The organism is uncultured Abyssibacter sp., from assembly GCF_964000955.1.
Taxonomy (GTDB): Bacteria; Pseudomonadota; Gammaproteobacteria; order Nevskiales; family OUC007; genus Abyssibacter.
The window spans coordinates 1-13,905 of the sequence record NZ_CAXFCL010000169.1; the positions used below are offsets into that span (position 1 = coordinate 1).

Below are 13,905 nucleotides of genomic sequence, written 5' to 3' on the forward strand. Positions count from 1 at the left end.
CAGACTGGCGCGCCCGCCGGACCATCACGGGGCGCGATCGCTCGGCGATGTCCCCAAGTGTCTGGTTTAAGGCAGGATCAGCCGTCGGCGTCAGCGCGTGCTCGTGGTGCAAACCCGGTGACGCGCTCGCCGCGGGCGCCGCGCCACAGGCGGCGCAACCACAGGCCGAAATCATCCAGCAGGCTGTAGATCGCGGGCAGGAACAGCAGACTGACCACCGTGGAGAACGTGAGTCCGCCGATGATCGCGCGCGCCATCGGGAAGTAGGGCGGGCCGTCGCCGCCAACCGCCGCGGTGCCCATGCCCAGCGGGATCAGGCCCAGCACGGTGGTGCCCACGGTCATCAGGATTGGCCGCAGGCGATCACGGGCGCCGGTCTCGATGGCCTTCTCCCTGTGCATGCCGGACAGCCGCAGATTGCGAATGTGGTCGATCAGCACGATACCGTTGTTCACGACCACGCCCATCAGGATCAGCATCCCGATCATGGCCATGAACTGGAAGGTCGTGCCGGTGAGCGCGAAGAACCAGAACACGCCGATGAACGAGAACAGGATGCCCGTGATGATCGCGAACGGCGCCAGAATGGATTCGAACATCGCCGCCATGACCAGGTAGATCAACGCCAGGGCCAGCAGCAGATTGATCGCCATGGAGCTCATGTTCTCGTCCTGCTGATCAAAGGCCCGGCCGAAGTTCCAGCTGTAGCCGGCCGGCATGCGGAACTGCTCCATGATGCCCTTGATGCCGTCACGCAGTTCGTCGGCGGTGGCGTCATCCTCGGTGAACAGGTTCACGCGCAGGCCGGTGCGCCGGTCCTGCCGACGAATTGTCGCGGGCACGTCGCCGATGGACAGTTCGGCGATGTTGTCCAGGATGACTGTCTGGCCGCTGCTGCTGCGGATGGGCAGCTGACTCAGCTGGTTCAGGTTGAGCCGGTCGGCGCGACGGAATTGCAGCAGCAGGTCGATCTCACCGGTTTCGGCCCGGTAGGGTCGCAGCTCCACGCCACGAATCGCCGTGGCCACGCTTTCGGCGACCTGCTGACTGGTCAGCCCGACCTTGCGGGCGCGATCACGGTCCACGCGAACGCGGACCTCCCAGCTCGACGCATCCGCCTCGACCCGGGCGTCTCTCACGCCCGGAACTCCTTCCATCAGCCGCGCCACCTGCTCGGCGACCTCGTTCAGTCGTTCGGTGGATTCACCCGTCACGAACAGGGACAGCTGTTCGCCGCCGCTGCGCTGCTCGTTGAAGGTCGGGTTGCCGATCGCGATCTTGGGCATGTGTTCCATGATCGCGTCCTTGAGTTCCTCGATGGACTTGGTGCGTTGCTCGGCGTCCTTGAGGATGATGGTCGACTCGGCGCGGCCCAGGTCGAAGTAGCTGTAGACGCTGTCGTACTCGAACTCGTCCTTGTGCGCGAACAGGTAGGCCTCGATGGTATTCACCGCGTCCTCCACCTTGTCCAGCGCGTAGACCTCGTTCACGTGGTAGGGCAGGAACAGCCGCTCGGTATCATTGCGCGGGAACATTTCCATCTTGACCAGGCCGGTCGCGAACAGCGGAATGACGCTGATGACGACGACCAGCGCGCCGACGACGGCGACCCAGCGGTGCCGCAGCGTCCACGAAATCATGCGTGGATAGCGGCGGAGGATGGCCTGCATCACGCGTCCGCCTTCGGAGATGCGACCCTGAATGCGCGAGGCGAGCTGCGGGATCAGCGTTCGGGCGATCGCCAGCGACGCCGCCAGCGAGATGCAGATGGTGATGGCCACGTGACTCATGAACATCGTGATCTCGTCCTTCTGGCCAAAGATGTTCGGCAGGAACACGATCGCGGTGGTCAGGGTGCCGGCGGTGACCGCCAGCGCCACGGAGTCCACTCCGGCAACGGTTGCCCGGGCCGGGTCGTTCGGGAACTGGCGTCGGCTGGTGAAAATGCTCTCGGTCACGACGACCGCGTTGTCCACGAGCATGCCGATGGACAGCATCAGGCCCATCATCGACAGGATGTTCAGCGAAAAGCCGAGGAAGTACATCGACCCCAACGTGATCAGGATCGAGAACGGCACCGACAGCGCGACGATCAGCGTCATCGGCCAGTCACGCAGGAAGGCGTAGAGCACCAGCAGCGAGAGCAGGGCGCCGACCAGCCCTGACATCAGCAACTCGTTCAGCGAGTCCTTGACCCCGTCGGCCTGGTTGTCCATCGCGAACAGGGTGACGCCCTGCATTTCCGGCAAATCGCTGATCACGTCGATTTCGGCGATCACCGCGTCGGCGACCTCGACGAGATTCGCGCCATTCTCCTTGAACACGTTCAGGCCGATCGCGTACTTGCCGTCCAGATGGCGGCCGCGTGTGCGCACCGGGTCGGTGTAGCGCACGTCGGCGATGTCGCCGAGACGCAGGCCGCGGTCACCGACCACGAGCTGTTCGATCTCCGCCAGGGATTCGAACCGGGCATCCGGCTTGACCGTGAAGCGGCGGCTGCGGTTGGTGATCTCGCCAGCGGCGAATTCGAAGTTGGCCGCACGCAGGCGCTCGGCGACCTGACGCAGGTCCACCTGATGCATCGCCACCCGGTCCGCGGACAGTTCGATCCGCACTTCCTTGGCCCACACGCCATACAGCTCGACCCGCGAGACGCCCTGAATCCGCTCGACACGCCGCCGCAGGTTGCGGTTGAGCATGTCGTAGGCGTCAGCCAGGTCGCGGTTGGCGGAGACGCGCAGCACCAGGATGGGCTGGTCGGAGGCGTTGAATTTCTGGAAGCGGATGCGCTGCAATTCCTCGGGCAGCGTGTCGCGGATCGCGTCGATCTTGTCGCGGGCCTCCACGCCCTTGATGCGCAGGTCCGCCCCCCAGTCGAACTGGACGAACACGCCGCCGCCGTCCTCGCGGGACTCCGAATACATCCGCTTGACGCCGGACAGTGTCGACAGGGCCTCCTCCACCGGGCGGACGATGCGCCGCTCGACTTCCTCCGGCGTCGAGTTCCGGTACGGCAGCTCGACCCAGATGCCCGGGAATTCCATCTCCGGCAGGTATTCCAGCGGCAGCAGCCGGGACGACATGGTGCCGATGACCGCCAGGCACACGAAGATCATCGTGACCGTGACCGGTCGCTTGAGCGACAGCTCGGTCAGGCTCATGCGGGCGTCTCGGAGGAGGTGGTTCCCGTCGCCGGACGGTCGCGCGTGACCAGCGAGTAGACCACCGGAATTACCACCAGTGTCAGCAGTGTCGACACCATCAACCCTCCGATCACCGTGATCGCCAGCGGAGCCCGCACCTCGGCGCCATCATCGCCACCGAGGGCCAGCGGCAGCAAGCCCAGTGCCGTGGTCAGCGTTGTCATCAGAATCGGTCGCAGCCGGGCCTGACCGGCCTCGCGGATCGCGTCCAGCACCGACTGGCCGTCCGCTCGCAGCCGGTTGATCAGATCGATGAGCACGATGGCGTTGTTGACGACGATCCCCGCCAGCACGATCAGGCCGATCAGCGCGACAACATTGATCTCCGTGCCGGTGATGAACAGCGCGGTGAAGGCGCCGATCGCGGCCAGCGGCACGGAGAACAGGATCACGAACGGATGGATCAGGGACTCGAACTGTGAGGCCATGACCAGATAGACCAGGAAGATCGCCAGTCCCAGTGCGAGCTGCAGCGAGCGGAAGCTGACCTCCATCTCCTCGCTCTGACCGCCGATGCGGGTGCTGATGCCGCGCGGCACATGGATGTCGGCCAGGTGCGTATCCAGTTCCTCGACCGCGGAGCCCAGATCGCCGTAGGCCAGGTCCATGCTCAGCACGACCACCCGCTGCTGGGCGGTGCGGCGGATTTCGGCCGGGCCACGATCCAGCCGTACCGAGGCCACCGATTCCAGCGGGATCGGGTGTTCGGACTCGGGATTGATGACCAGCCGCTTGAGATCGTCATAACTGGTCTGGTTGGCCTCCTTGCCGCGGACGACGACATCGATCTCACGGTCCGAGACGCGGTAGCGCGTGGCCACGTCACCCTGGACCAGGGTGACCACGCGCGCGGCGAGATCGGACACTTGCAGCCCCAGCGCCGCCGCGCGTTCCTGTTCGAAGACCACGCGGACTTCTGGCTGGCCCTGTTCCGAGGTCGATTCCACGTCCACGAAGCGCTCGGAATCCTCCAGCCGCGATTGCAATGAAGCGGCGATGCGTTCCAGCGCCGCCAGGTCATAACCGGCGATCTCGACTTCCAGCGGTTTTTCCGTGCTGAACAGCGTCGGTGTCTCGAAGCGGTATTCCAGACCCGGCGTGTGCTCGACGCGCTCACGGATGCGCTGGCGCAGGGCCATCTCGTCGGTGCCGTCGGCCATCGCGAAGCTGATCGACGCCACGTTCTCGCCGCCCAGTTCCGGGTTGGAGTCCAGGCGGTTGCCGGTGCCGGCCACGCCGTACACGGTCCGCACGGCCGGATCATCCTGGAACGCGGACTGGACCTGCCGCAGAAAACGGTCCGACCCTTCCAGCGGCGTGCCCGGCGGCAGGTTTGCCTCCAGCGAGAATTCGCCCTGATCCATGGGCGGGATCAGTTCGACGCCGAGCTGCGTGGCCAGCCAGAGACTGCCGGCGAAGGCCAGCGTGGCGACGATCAGCACCAGCGCGCGGGCCTTGAGCGCGGCATCGAGCAGGCGGGCATAGCCGCGAGCAAGCGCCCCATACGCACGGTTCCACAACGCCACGACGGGACGCAGCACGACGCCCAGCATCCGGGCGATCACCACGATCACGGTGACTGGAATGCGAACCAGCCAGGTCAGCAGCCATTCCAGTGACCGCAGCACGCCGTAGACGCCGCGGCGCCACCGCGCCTGGCCCGCCAGCGACTCACGGGGCGCGATCTCGTGACGCTGACCGCCTCGCGCCGCCAGCGTCGGGATCACCGTCAGCGACACCGCCAGCGAGACGAGCAGGGCGAAGGTGACCACCAGGGCCTGATCGGCGAACAGCTGCCCGGCGATGCCCTGGACGAACACCATCGGGAAGAACACGGCGACCGTGGTCAGCGTGGAGGCGACGATGGCGCCCGAGACCTCACCGGCCCCGGCGACCGCGGCATCGACCAGCGATGCCCCCGCTTCACGGCGGCGCGCGATGTTCTCCAGCACGACGATGGCGTTGTCCACGAGCAGGCCGATCGCCAGCGCCATGCCGCCCAGCGACATGATGTTCAGGGACAGCCCGGCGAAACGCATCGGCATGAAGGTCACGATCACCGAGATCGGAATCGCGAGCGCGATGATCAGCGTCGGCCGCGCCTCGCGCAGGAACAGATACAGCACCAGTACCGCGAGCAGGGCGCCGTACAGCCCGGCCTGGGTCACGCCGTTGATGGCGCTCTGGATGAACACGGACTGGTCGTAAAGGCCGGTCAGCGTCAGGCCTTCCGGCAAGACCTCGTTCAACCGGTCCACGCGGGCAAGCACGGCCTTGGCGGCGGCCACGGTGTTGGCGTCGCCTTCCTTGTAGATGGCGACTTCCACGGCTTCGCGGCCGCCGACGCGGATGATGGCCTCGCGCTCCTTGTGGCCGGCGACGACGGTGGCGACATCCTCGACGTAGATGGGCCGGCCGTCGATCGTTGTCAGGATGGTCCGGCGGATGTCCTCCAGCGAGCGGAACTGGTTGAGCGTGCGCACCAGATAGGCGGCGCTGCCATCCTCGACGCGCCCGCCGGACAGGTTCACGTTCTCCGCGTCCAGGCGTTCGGCGATCTGCGCCGGGGTCATCTGCAGCTGCGCGACCTTGTCGATGTCGAGCAGGATCTGGATTTCGTCTTCGAGGCCGCCGGAGATCTTTACCGCGGCGACGCCAATCACCGATTCCAGCGGACGCTGGACCTGGTCCTCGGCGGCCCGGCGCAGGCGCTTGAGCTCCTCGGTGGTGGGTGTGGTTTCGTCCTCCAGCGACAACGCCAGGCGGACGATCGGGTCTTCCGACGGGTCGAAGCGCAGCACCAGCGGGCGCGAGGCCTCGTCTGGCAGCTCCAGCGCATCCAGCCGTTCGCGGACATCCAGCACGGCGAAGTCCATCTCCGTGCCCCAGGCGAACTCCAGCACGACATCGGACTGGCCGGCGCGAGAGACCGAGCGGACTTCGCGCAGGTTCTTGACGATGCCCAACGCCTCCTCGACAGGCTTGGACAGTAGCGTCTCGACCTCGGCCGGCGCCGCGCCGACGTAATCGGTCCGTACGGTCAGCGTCGGGTAGTTCAGGTCGGGCAGCAGCGTGACTTCGAGGTTCGAACACGACACCGCGCCGAACAGCACGAAGCCGAGCGTGATCATGAGGACGGCGATCGGCCGCCTCACGGAGGTGCTGATGAAGCCCATGATCAGCCCTGGTCGGCGGCGGCTTCGTCGGCCTCCGCATCAGGCTCGGTGGCGTCCTCGGCGACATCGTCATCCTCGCCGATGACATCCACCGGCGAGCCATCGCGCAGCGCCGCCTGGCCGGTGATGACCACGGTCTCGCCGGTCTCGACGCCGGAGACGATCTGGACGACATCGCCCTCGGAGAATCCGACCTCGACCTCGCGCCGCTGCGCCTTGCCGTCGGCGATCACGAACACCGCGTCGCGGGCATCCTCGGTGACCACCGCATCGGCCGGCACCAGCACGGCGTCATCGCGGCTGTCATAGAGAATGCGAACGCGTCCGAACATGCCGGGCTGCAGCTTGGTCCCGGCGTCGTCCATCTTCACGGTGACCTTGACGGTGCCGGTATCGGGATTGACGACCGGACTGATGCGATCGACTTTGCCGGCGAAGGTTTCATCCGGCCAGGCATCGAAGGTGAGCTTGGCGACCTGCTCGGTGCCCAGCTTGTGAATCTCGCGCTCCGGGACGTGGAACACGGCCAGCAGCGGATCGAACTGGGTGACATGGAACGCCGGTGCGTTGGCCGCGACCAGATTGCCGACCTTGATGTAGCGTTCGGAGACGGTGCCGGTGATCGGGGAGCGGATGGTGGAGTATTCCAGCGCCAGCTTGGCCATGTCGTAGGCCGCCTGGGCGGATTCCAGCTCGAAGCGGGTGCGGTCGAAGATCTCGCGGCTGATCAGGTTCTCGCGGAAGATCGCCTTGTTGCGTTCATGGTCGGCCCGCAGGCGCTCCAATTCCGCCTTGGACTGGCGCAGCTCCAGAGCGCGCTGATCGGTGTCCAGCTGGGCCAGCGGGTCGCCGGCCTGCACCGGGTCACCTTCCTCGACGTGAAGCGTCTCGACAATGCCGCCAACCCGGGCGACCACGTCGGACTCGGCCTCGGCCTCCAGTGTTGCGCTGCCGCGCCAGGCTGCGGAGATGGCGCCCAGTTCGGCGACCGCAACCTCGACCGGGATCGACGGTTCTTCGGGTTTGTCCTCGCCGTCGGCGTTTTCCCCGTTCTCGGATGGTGGCCCGCCGCATCCGCCGAGCAGACCCAACACCAGGACGAGTGCAACTGGCCATCCAGTCAATCGAGACATTCTGTTCAACTCCCTTGCCTGCGGTGATGCAGGGTCAACGCGTCATGTGATGATCGATGTCCGCCGGTCCGGTCCCACGCTGGCGAATGCATCGATGTTGCCGCCATGGGTATCAAGCCCCGTGCCACCCATGGATTGTTCGTAACTATCTGATTTTACAGCTGATTAATACCAGCTCTCGGTTTTTGAGTTGTTTGGTGTGGTCAATCTGGCCAAATTCTCGTGAGTTCCGCCGGGTCACGGCTGGAGCCTGAGCTTTTGCGATTCGCTATCAGGATGAGCCGGCGCCGCCAACGGTCGCAGCGGATCGTGAGGGGAGAGGGTGGCCGGCGCAACCGGCGGTGAGGCGGTGGTTGGTCAGCGGCCGCGCAGTCGTTCCGCCAGCGCGCGTCGCGCCTCGGAGAGAATCGAATCGCGGTCGACAAGATCGAGCACGTCGCGCACCGCGCGCTTGGGGCCGCCGGGGCCCCAGCTGCGGCCGTTGACGAAGTAGCGGGTCGCCGCCTCGCCGATCAGGTAGGTCGCGTACCAGGCCACCGACCCCTGGGCGAGGGCGGTGACGGTGACGGACAGCCCGGCACTGACGGTCTTGAGCAGGCTGGAGACCGCATGCACGGCCCACACCGCGCCCATCAACGCCGCCAGTTGCACGCTGATCACCGCGACCAGCTTGCCGGCCTCGTGGCGCGTGATGGGCAGGCCGTAGATTCGGCTGAGGTGAAAGACCAGGCTTACGTCCAGCGCGGCGGCGGCCGCCAGATCGGTCAGTGGCACCGGGTTGACGGCCACCGCCAGCCCCTTGCCCAGGCAATAGCCGCGGATCACACGCTTGGCCGCGGCGCGCCGGATGTCGGCGACACGCGCGGCGACTGCGTCGGACACCTCGCTGGCGAACAGTCCGGCATTGAGCGCCGCCAGCACGCGGCCCTCGCGTTGCAGGATGTCGACGATGCGCTGCTCCAGGGCGGCGATGTCTGGCGATCGCGGGCGTTCGAATTCCTCTTCGTCACCGGATTCGGTGACCCGTACGACGACCTCTGGGCGCGGGTCCGCCGCGGCGGCGAGCACGTGGTCGGGGCGGACCAGGCCTTCGGCCTTGCGCCGCAGTGATTCCAGCAGCGCTTCGCGTTCGCCTCGGGTATAGCGATCGGCCTTGTTGAGCACCAGCAGCAGCGGGCGGTGCGTGGATGCCAGTGTTGCCAGCGCCTGCTGCTCCAGTTGGGTCAGGTCCGACTCGCAGACGAACAGCACCAGATCGGAGCGCCGCGCGACATGGCGTGCCAGTTGTTCCCGGGTCTCGCCGTCGATCTCGTCGATGCCCGGTGTGTCGAACACCCGAACCGGGCTGTCGCCGACCCGGACCCAGGCGTGGGCGTCGGCGTGGGTGGTCACGCCATGCAACGGGCCAGTGGCGAAGGCGTCGTCGGCGAGCAGGGCGTTGAGCAAGGAGGACTTGCCGACGCTGACCCGGCCGAAGACCGCGACATGCAATTCATCGGAATCGAGCTTCTGCCACAGCGCTTCCAGATCCGTGTACTCGGTTTCCAGCGCATGGCGCACCGTCGATGGTGTGTCCGGATCGTCGATCAGGTCGCGCAGGCTGTCGCGCACGGCATGCAGCGCCTCGCGGGCGGTTTGCTCCCGGACGTCGGGTTCGGTGCTCATCGGTCGTCCCGGGAGTGGCTGCGAAGCGCCAATCGGGCGATGCGCCGGGCGCCGGCCGCCAGATCCTCGTCCAGTGCCTGTTCCAGCGAGGCATTGATGTCTTCAGGGTTCAGCATGCCGGAACGGCGCAGCGAATCCGCCAGTGCATGGCCAAAGGCGTCGAACAGCAGGCCGTAGGCGACCGCATGCGCCAGTCCGCCCGTGACCGTGCCGATGCCGGGAAAGGCCTTCAGCGCATTGCCGGCAACCGCGAGTGCGAGCGCCGAGGACTTGCGGGAGGTGCTGCCGGCGTTTTTCAGCACGGTTTCGATGTCCACCTCGCGCACGCGGATGTCGTGAAGCTGGCACATCGAGCGCACCAGACGCGCGCCGATGGCGCCCTGGATCACGATGTCGGAGCCGGGCGACAGCGCGGCCAGCGCGCCGACCACGGCCGCGCGCGTGTGCGTGGCGATGATCTGTTCGGCCCGGCGGCGCTGATGTGAACGTTCCGCCTCGTCCAGCCGCGTGTCGGTCAGCTGGAACACGGCGGCGTCGCGCAGGCTGGTCAGGGCATCGGCGTCACGCAGCAGGCATCGCTCGATGGCCGCCCGCAGCGGCTGCACCTGCGGTTTTCGGGGGCGTGTGATCTCCCGTTCCGTGCCGTCGCGTTCGATCCGGGTGATGCGCTCCTCGCCGCCGGCGCTGATGCCGACGACCGTCGGCCGCTGGCTGCGGTGAAAACGTTCGGCGATCTGCTGCCGGATCGCGTCCAGTTCGTCTTCCCGGAACAGGTCGGACTTGTTCAGCGCGATCACCAGCGGCTTGCCGAAGGTGAGCAGGCGATCGACCTGCGCCCATTCGCTACGCGTCAGGTCGCCATCGCAGAGGTAGACGACCAGGTGGGCGCGGATGGCCTCCTGGTGCGCGAGCCTGGTGTCCTCGTCATCATGGGAGAAGCCGGGCGCGTCGACGACGATCAGTTCCTCTCCGGAAGGCAGCTGCCACTGATAGCGCTTGCAGTCGCGCGTGGTGCCGGCCGTGACCGCCGTGTGCGGCTCGGCGTCCGGGACCAGGGCGCGAATCACGCTGCTCTTGCCCGTGCTGGTTTCGCCGAACAATGCGACGAACACGCGACCGGCCCGGCGACGGGCCTCCAGTTCATCCAGTTCGGAGACGGCGACGGTGACATCGATGCCGGCGTCCTGCTGCGATTGGAGTCTGGAGCGCAGGCTGGATTCATCGACCTGGCGGGGTTTGCGTCGCCGCACCGGCAGCATCCACCAGACCACGGCCGTCAGACTGCCGAGGGCGAACAGCCCCAGGACCGCGTTCAGCACCCACGGGAGGATCGGAGAGACCGCCCGTGCCCGCTCGTAGAGCCCGATCAGGCCGTCCAGCGCGTGAATCAGCACCGCCAGCAGGAACAGCATCAGGCACAGCAGGCCGAGGCCGAACAGTGGTCGTATGCGCCTTGCCGGTGTCGGAGCCATCCTCACGATGTTAGCTTAGTGAGAACGAGAGCACGTCGTGGAATCCAAACCGTGCAATCCCCCCGAATGTGTGTACTGACTTGTCATGTTGCTGCGTTACTCTTAGCCCGCAACATGGTGTCGGGTGTGCCGCCACGGAGAAGAAGGCGCACGTGATTTGATGCAAAGGGAGATCGACAATGCTGGTACATCTGGGTAAGACCAAGACGTTGATGTTGGCCGCAGCGGCGGCAACCGGGCTGCTGGTGTCCGGAACGGCGTCCGCTGAATGGTATGCCGGAGTCCGCGCCGGGCAGGCCATCGTGGACAAGGGTAGTCGGGCGACAACGAACGAACTGCGGCTCCAGGGCGAACCGAACGTGACGGCCGATGTCGATGACTCCGACACCGGTGGCACCATCTACGGTGGCATCCGTCTCGGTGACGTGATCGGTTTCGAGGTCGGTCTGTTCACGCTGGGCTCGCACGACACCGTGGTCAGCGGCACCACCACGGATACCGACCTGCTGGCCCGGAGAACCGCCGCCGTGCAGCCACGCGCCGGTGACGGCATCAACATCGCCGCGACCGTGTTCACGCCGCAGTTTCTCGGTGGCTTCGAAGGTCGGTTGCGCTACGGCTTCGCTTACTGGGAAGCCGAGTTCGAGACTACGACCTCCGCCGGAACGCGGACCTATGACGACGACGGTTTCGACGTGCTGGCCGGTGCAGGCCTCTGGTACGCGGGCTTTGGCCAGGTCGCCATCGGCGCGGATGTCGATTTCTACAACATCGATGACGACACGGTCTTTCTGCTGACCGGCGGCATCGAGTGGCGCCCCTGAGCACTGAATGACCGAATCCGGCCCGGTTGCCGTTCTGGGTGCAACCGGGCAGGTCGGAAGCGCCGTTACCCGAGCGCTTGATCGGCTTGGTGTTCCTTCCCACGCGTTGATTCGATCCGGTCGCCCGGCGGCGCCAGGCGTTTCCACGCGTGTCGTGCCCGAATGGACCGAAGAGGGGCTCGCCCACGCATTCGCCGGCTGCACGTCGGCGTTCGTCATGGTGCCCCTGGTCGAACACGCGGTCGAACTGGGCCGGACGGCCCACGCCGCCCTGGAGCGGGCGGGTGTGCGCCGGGTCGTGCGTCTGTCCGTGCTGGGTGGCGTGATCGACGATGAGCTGACGCTGGGCCGCCTGCATGCCGCGCTGGATGCCGATCTCGCGGCCCGTGATCTCGCCAGCGCCGTACTCCGGCCCGACAGTTTCATGCAGAACCTGCTGGGCAGCGCCACGTCCATGCAGCAGGGTAGCCTGACCAACGCCACGGGCGACGGGCGCATGGCGCTGATCGACGCGGATGACATCGGCGAGTGCGCGGCGGCCCTTCTGGCCGGAACAGCCCCGTGGCCCGACACGCCGCTGGACCTGACGGGGCCGGAATTGCTGACGCATGGCGACGTGGCCCGACGGACCGGTCGCTGGCTGGGCCACGCCGTACGTTACGAGGACGTGTCGCCCCCGGCGCTGCACGCAATGCTGCTGGATTTCGGAGTACCCGGCTTCCTGGCCGGCATTTTCGCTGAACTGGCCGCCTGGACACGGCGGGTTGATCGGGAGGAGGTGATGACCGATCACGTGCCGAGGCTGCTCGGCCGGTCGGGTCACCGACTCGAGACGTTCCTGCAGGCGCACGCGTCGGTGTTCGCGCCGGCGGCGCCGGACTGAGCCGGGAGACAACGCCTTGGAAGTTCTCGTCCGTGTCCGATACGGGGAGTGCGACGCCCAGAACGTGATGTTCAACGCCCGCTACATGGACCTGGCGGATGTCGCCTTCACGGAGTACGAACGGGCGATCTGGGGCGGACATCAGCGTCTCCTGGCCGCGGGTCTCGACGTGCAGGTGGTTTCGATGAGGATCGACTGGACCGCGGCCGCGTGTTTTGACGATGTCCTGTCATTGCGTGTCACCACCGAGCGCATCGGCAACAGCTCGTTCACCCTGCGGGTGCACTTCTCGCGAGCGAAGGACGGAGCGGCGTTGGCGACCGCGAATGTGACCTACGTGATGGTCGACACGGCCGGAGGCGGCAAGGTTTCCATTCCGGAGCCCCAGCGGGCCGCGTTGCAGGCCGGTGCGGAGGGGCAACGGATCAATCTGGCTGGAGATTCATGATGAATCTGTCGTTTGTCGTTGTTGACGTGTTCACCGCGCAGGCCTTCGCCGGCAATCCACTGGCGATCGTCTACGACGACGCGGAGGCCTCGCTGAGCCTGACCACCGAGCAGATGCAGGCGCTGGCCCGCGAGATGAACCTGAGCGAAACCGTCTTCGTGACGGACTGGGACCGGGATCAGGGCCGGTTCGCGGTTCGCATCTTCACCCCGTTCAAGGAGCTTCCGTTCGCGGGGCACCCCACCATCGGCACGGCCGCGTGGCTGGCGGGTCGCTGTACCGGCGCGGACGGTCGACCACCGGAGGCCATTGTATTGGACGAGGTCGCCGGTCCGGTGCGCTGCCAGGCGCGCTGGTCGGGACGGACGGGCGTGGCGACGCTCGCGCCGCCACAGGTTCCATCCCGCGTGGAGGGTGCCGAACTGACGCCAGACGATATCGTCGCGGAACTCGGCGTTGACGAGGCGGAGATCGTTGGTGAGATCGAGGTGTGGTCGGCCGGCATGGCCGTGCACTGCGTCGAACTGGATGCGCCGGAGCGGCTGGATGCGTTGCGTGTCCCGGCGCTCAACGGCCCTTTGGGGCACGTGGAGCTGTCATGTTTTGCGTTCGGCCCGGGGGACGACGTCATCACGGCACGCGTATTTCCGCTTGCCGCAGGCATCGCCGAGGACCCGGCTACCGGTGCCGCCGCCGTGGCGCTGGCCGGACGAATCGCACCACGCGTGTTGCGGGATCGGAGCGAGGCCGAGGTGACGATTCATCAGGGTGCGCACATGGGCCGTCCGTCCCGATTGCGGCTGCACCTGCGCGGGGCGGCTGGCCGGCTTGATTCCGTTGAGCTGTCGGGCGAAGTCGTGGCGATCAGTCAGGGGCGCTGGCTGCAATTGCCGCAAGGCGTCGCCTGACGGGCAGGGCGCATTCGAGCGGGCAAAAGAAAAGGCGGTTCCACTTACGGGAACCGCCCAAGGTGCGGAGGAGACGAATGCCGGTCCGCCGACCGACATCTCCATGCATTCACGGAGCGCGCCAACTTTTTTCGGCTGCTCACGGGGGCGGGTTCAACCGCGGGTGCCGGAGTCGCCAGCAGCGCGGCGGCGG

The 13,905-nt window shown here is 66.6% G+C and carries 9 protein-coding genes; 4 read left to right on the plus strand and 5 right to left on the minus strand.

What is annotated here, in order from left to right; genetic code table 11:
• Nucleotides 1–77 precede the first annotated feature (77 nt).
• From ABNS06_RS08070 to ABNS06_RS08090, 5 genes are all read right to left on the minus strand, one after another.
• Nucleotides 78–3,161, minus strand: a complete 3,084-nt coding sequence (locus ABNS06_RS08070) for an efflux RND transporter permease subunit (RefSeq protein WP_348673765.1) — start codon at nucleotides 3,159–3,161, stop codon at nucleotides 78–80.
• Nucleotides 3,158–6,379, minus strand: a complete 3,222-nt coding sequence (locus ABNS06_RS08075; protein ID WP_348673766.1) for an efflux RND transporter permease subunit — start codon at nucleotides 6,377–6,379, stop codon at nucleotides 3,158–3,160. Before ABNS06_RS08075 ends, ABNS06_RS08070 begins: the two co-directional genes overlap by 4 nt.
• A 2-nt stretch (nucleotides 6,380–6,381) precedes the next feature.
• Nucleotides 6,382–7,512, minus strand: coding sequence for an efflux RND transporter periplasmic adaptor subunit (locus tag ABNS06_RS08080; RefSeq protein ID WP_348673768.1), 1,131 nt, complete (start codon nucleotides 7,510–7,512; stop codon nucleotides 6,382–6,384).
• A gap of 357 nt (nucleotides 7,513–7,869) precedes the next feature.
• Nucleotides 7,870–9,177, minus strand: a complete 1,308-nt coding sequence (locus ABNS06_RS08085; protein WP_348673769.1) for a GTP-binding protein — start codon at nucleotides 9,175–9,177, stop codon at nucleotides 7,870–7,872.
• Nucleotides 9,174–10,649, minus strand: a complete 1,476-nt coding sequence (locus tag ABNS06_RS08090; protein ID WP_348673776.1) for a GTPase — start codon at nucleotides 10,647–10,649, stop codon at nucleotides 9,174–9,176. The genes ABNS06_RS08085 and ABNS06_RS08090 overlap by 4 nt, the downstream gene beginning before the upstream one ends.
• 179 nt (nucleotides 10,650–10,828) lie before the next feature.
• On the opposite strand from ABNS06_RS08090, the gene ABNS06_RS08095 reads away from it, so the two are divergent.
• The 4 genes from ABNS06_RS08095 to ABNS06_RS08110 are packed head-to-tail and all read left to right on the plus strand — an operon-like array spanning nucleotide 10,829 to nucleotide 13,712.
• Nucleotides 10,829–11,473, plus strand: a complete 645-nt coding sequence (locus tag ABNS06_RS08095) for a hypothetical protein (RefSeq protein ID WP_348673771.1) — start codon at nucleotides 10,829–10,831, stop codon at nucleotides 11,471–11,473.
• A 7-nt stretch (nucleotides 11,474–11,480) separates the two neighbouring features.
• Nucleotides 11,481–12,356, plus strand: a complete 876-nt coding sequence (locus ABNS06_RS08100; RefSeq protein WP_348673772.1) for an NmrA family NAD(P)-binding protein — start codon at nucleotides 11,481–11,483, stop codon at nucleotides 12,354–12,356.
• A gap of 16 nt (nucleotides 12,357–12,372) precedes the next feature.
• Nucleotides 12,373–12,804 (plus strand): thioesterase family protein, encoded by a 432-nt coding sequence (locus ABNS06_RS08105; protein WP_348673774.1) that lies wholly within the window; start codon nucleotides 12,373–12,375, stop codon nucleotides 12,802–12,804.
• A complete protein-coding gene (locus ABNS06_RS08110) occupies nucleotides 12,804–13,712 on the plus strand; it encodes a PhzF family phenazine biosynthesis protein (protein ID WP_348673775.1) in 909 nt (302 codons plus the stop codon). The genes ABNS06_RS08105 and ABNS06_RS08110 overlap by 1 nt, the downstream gene beginning before the upstream one ends.
• Nucleotides 13,713–13,905: the final 193 nt, after the last annotated feature.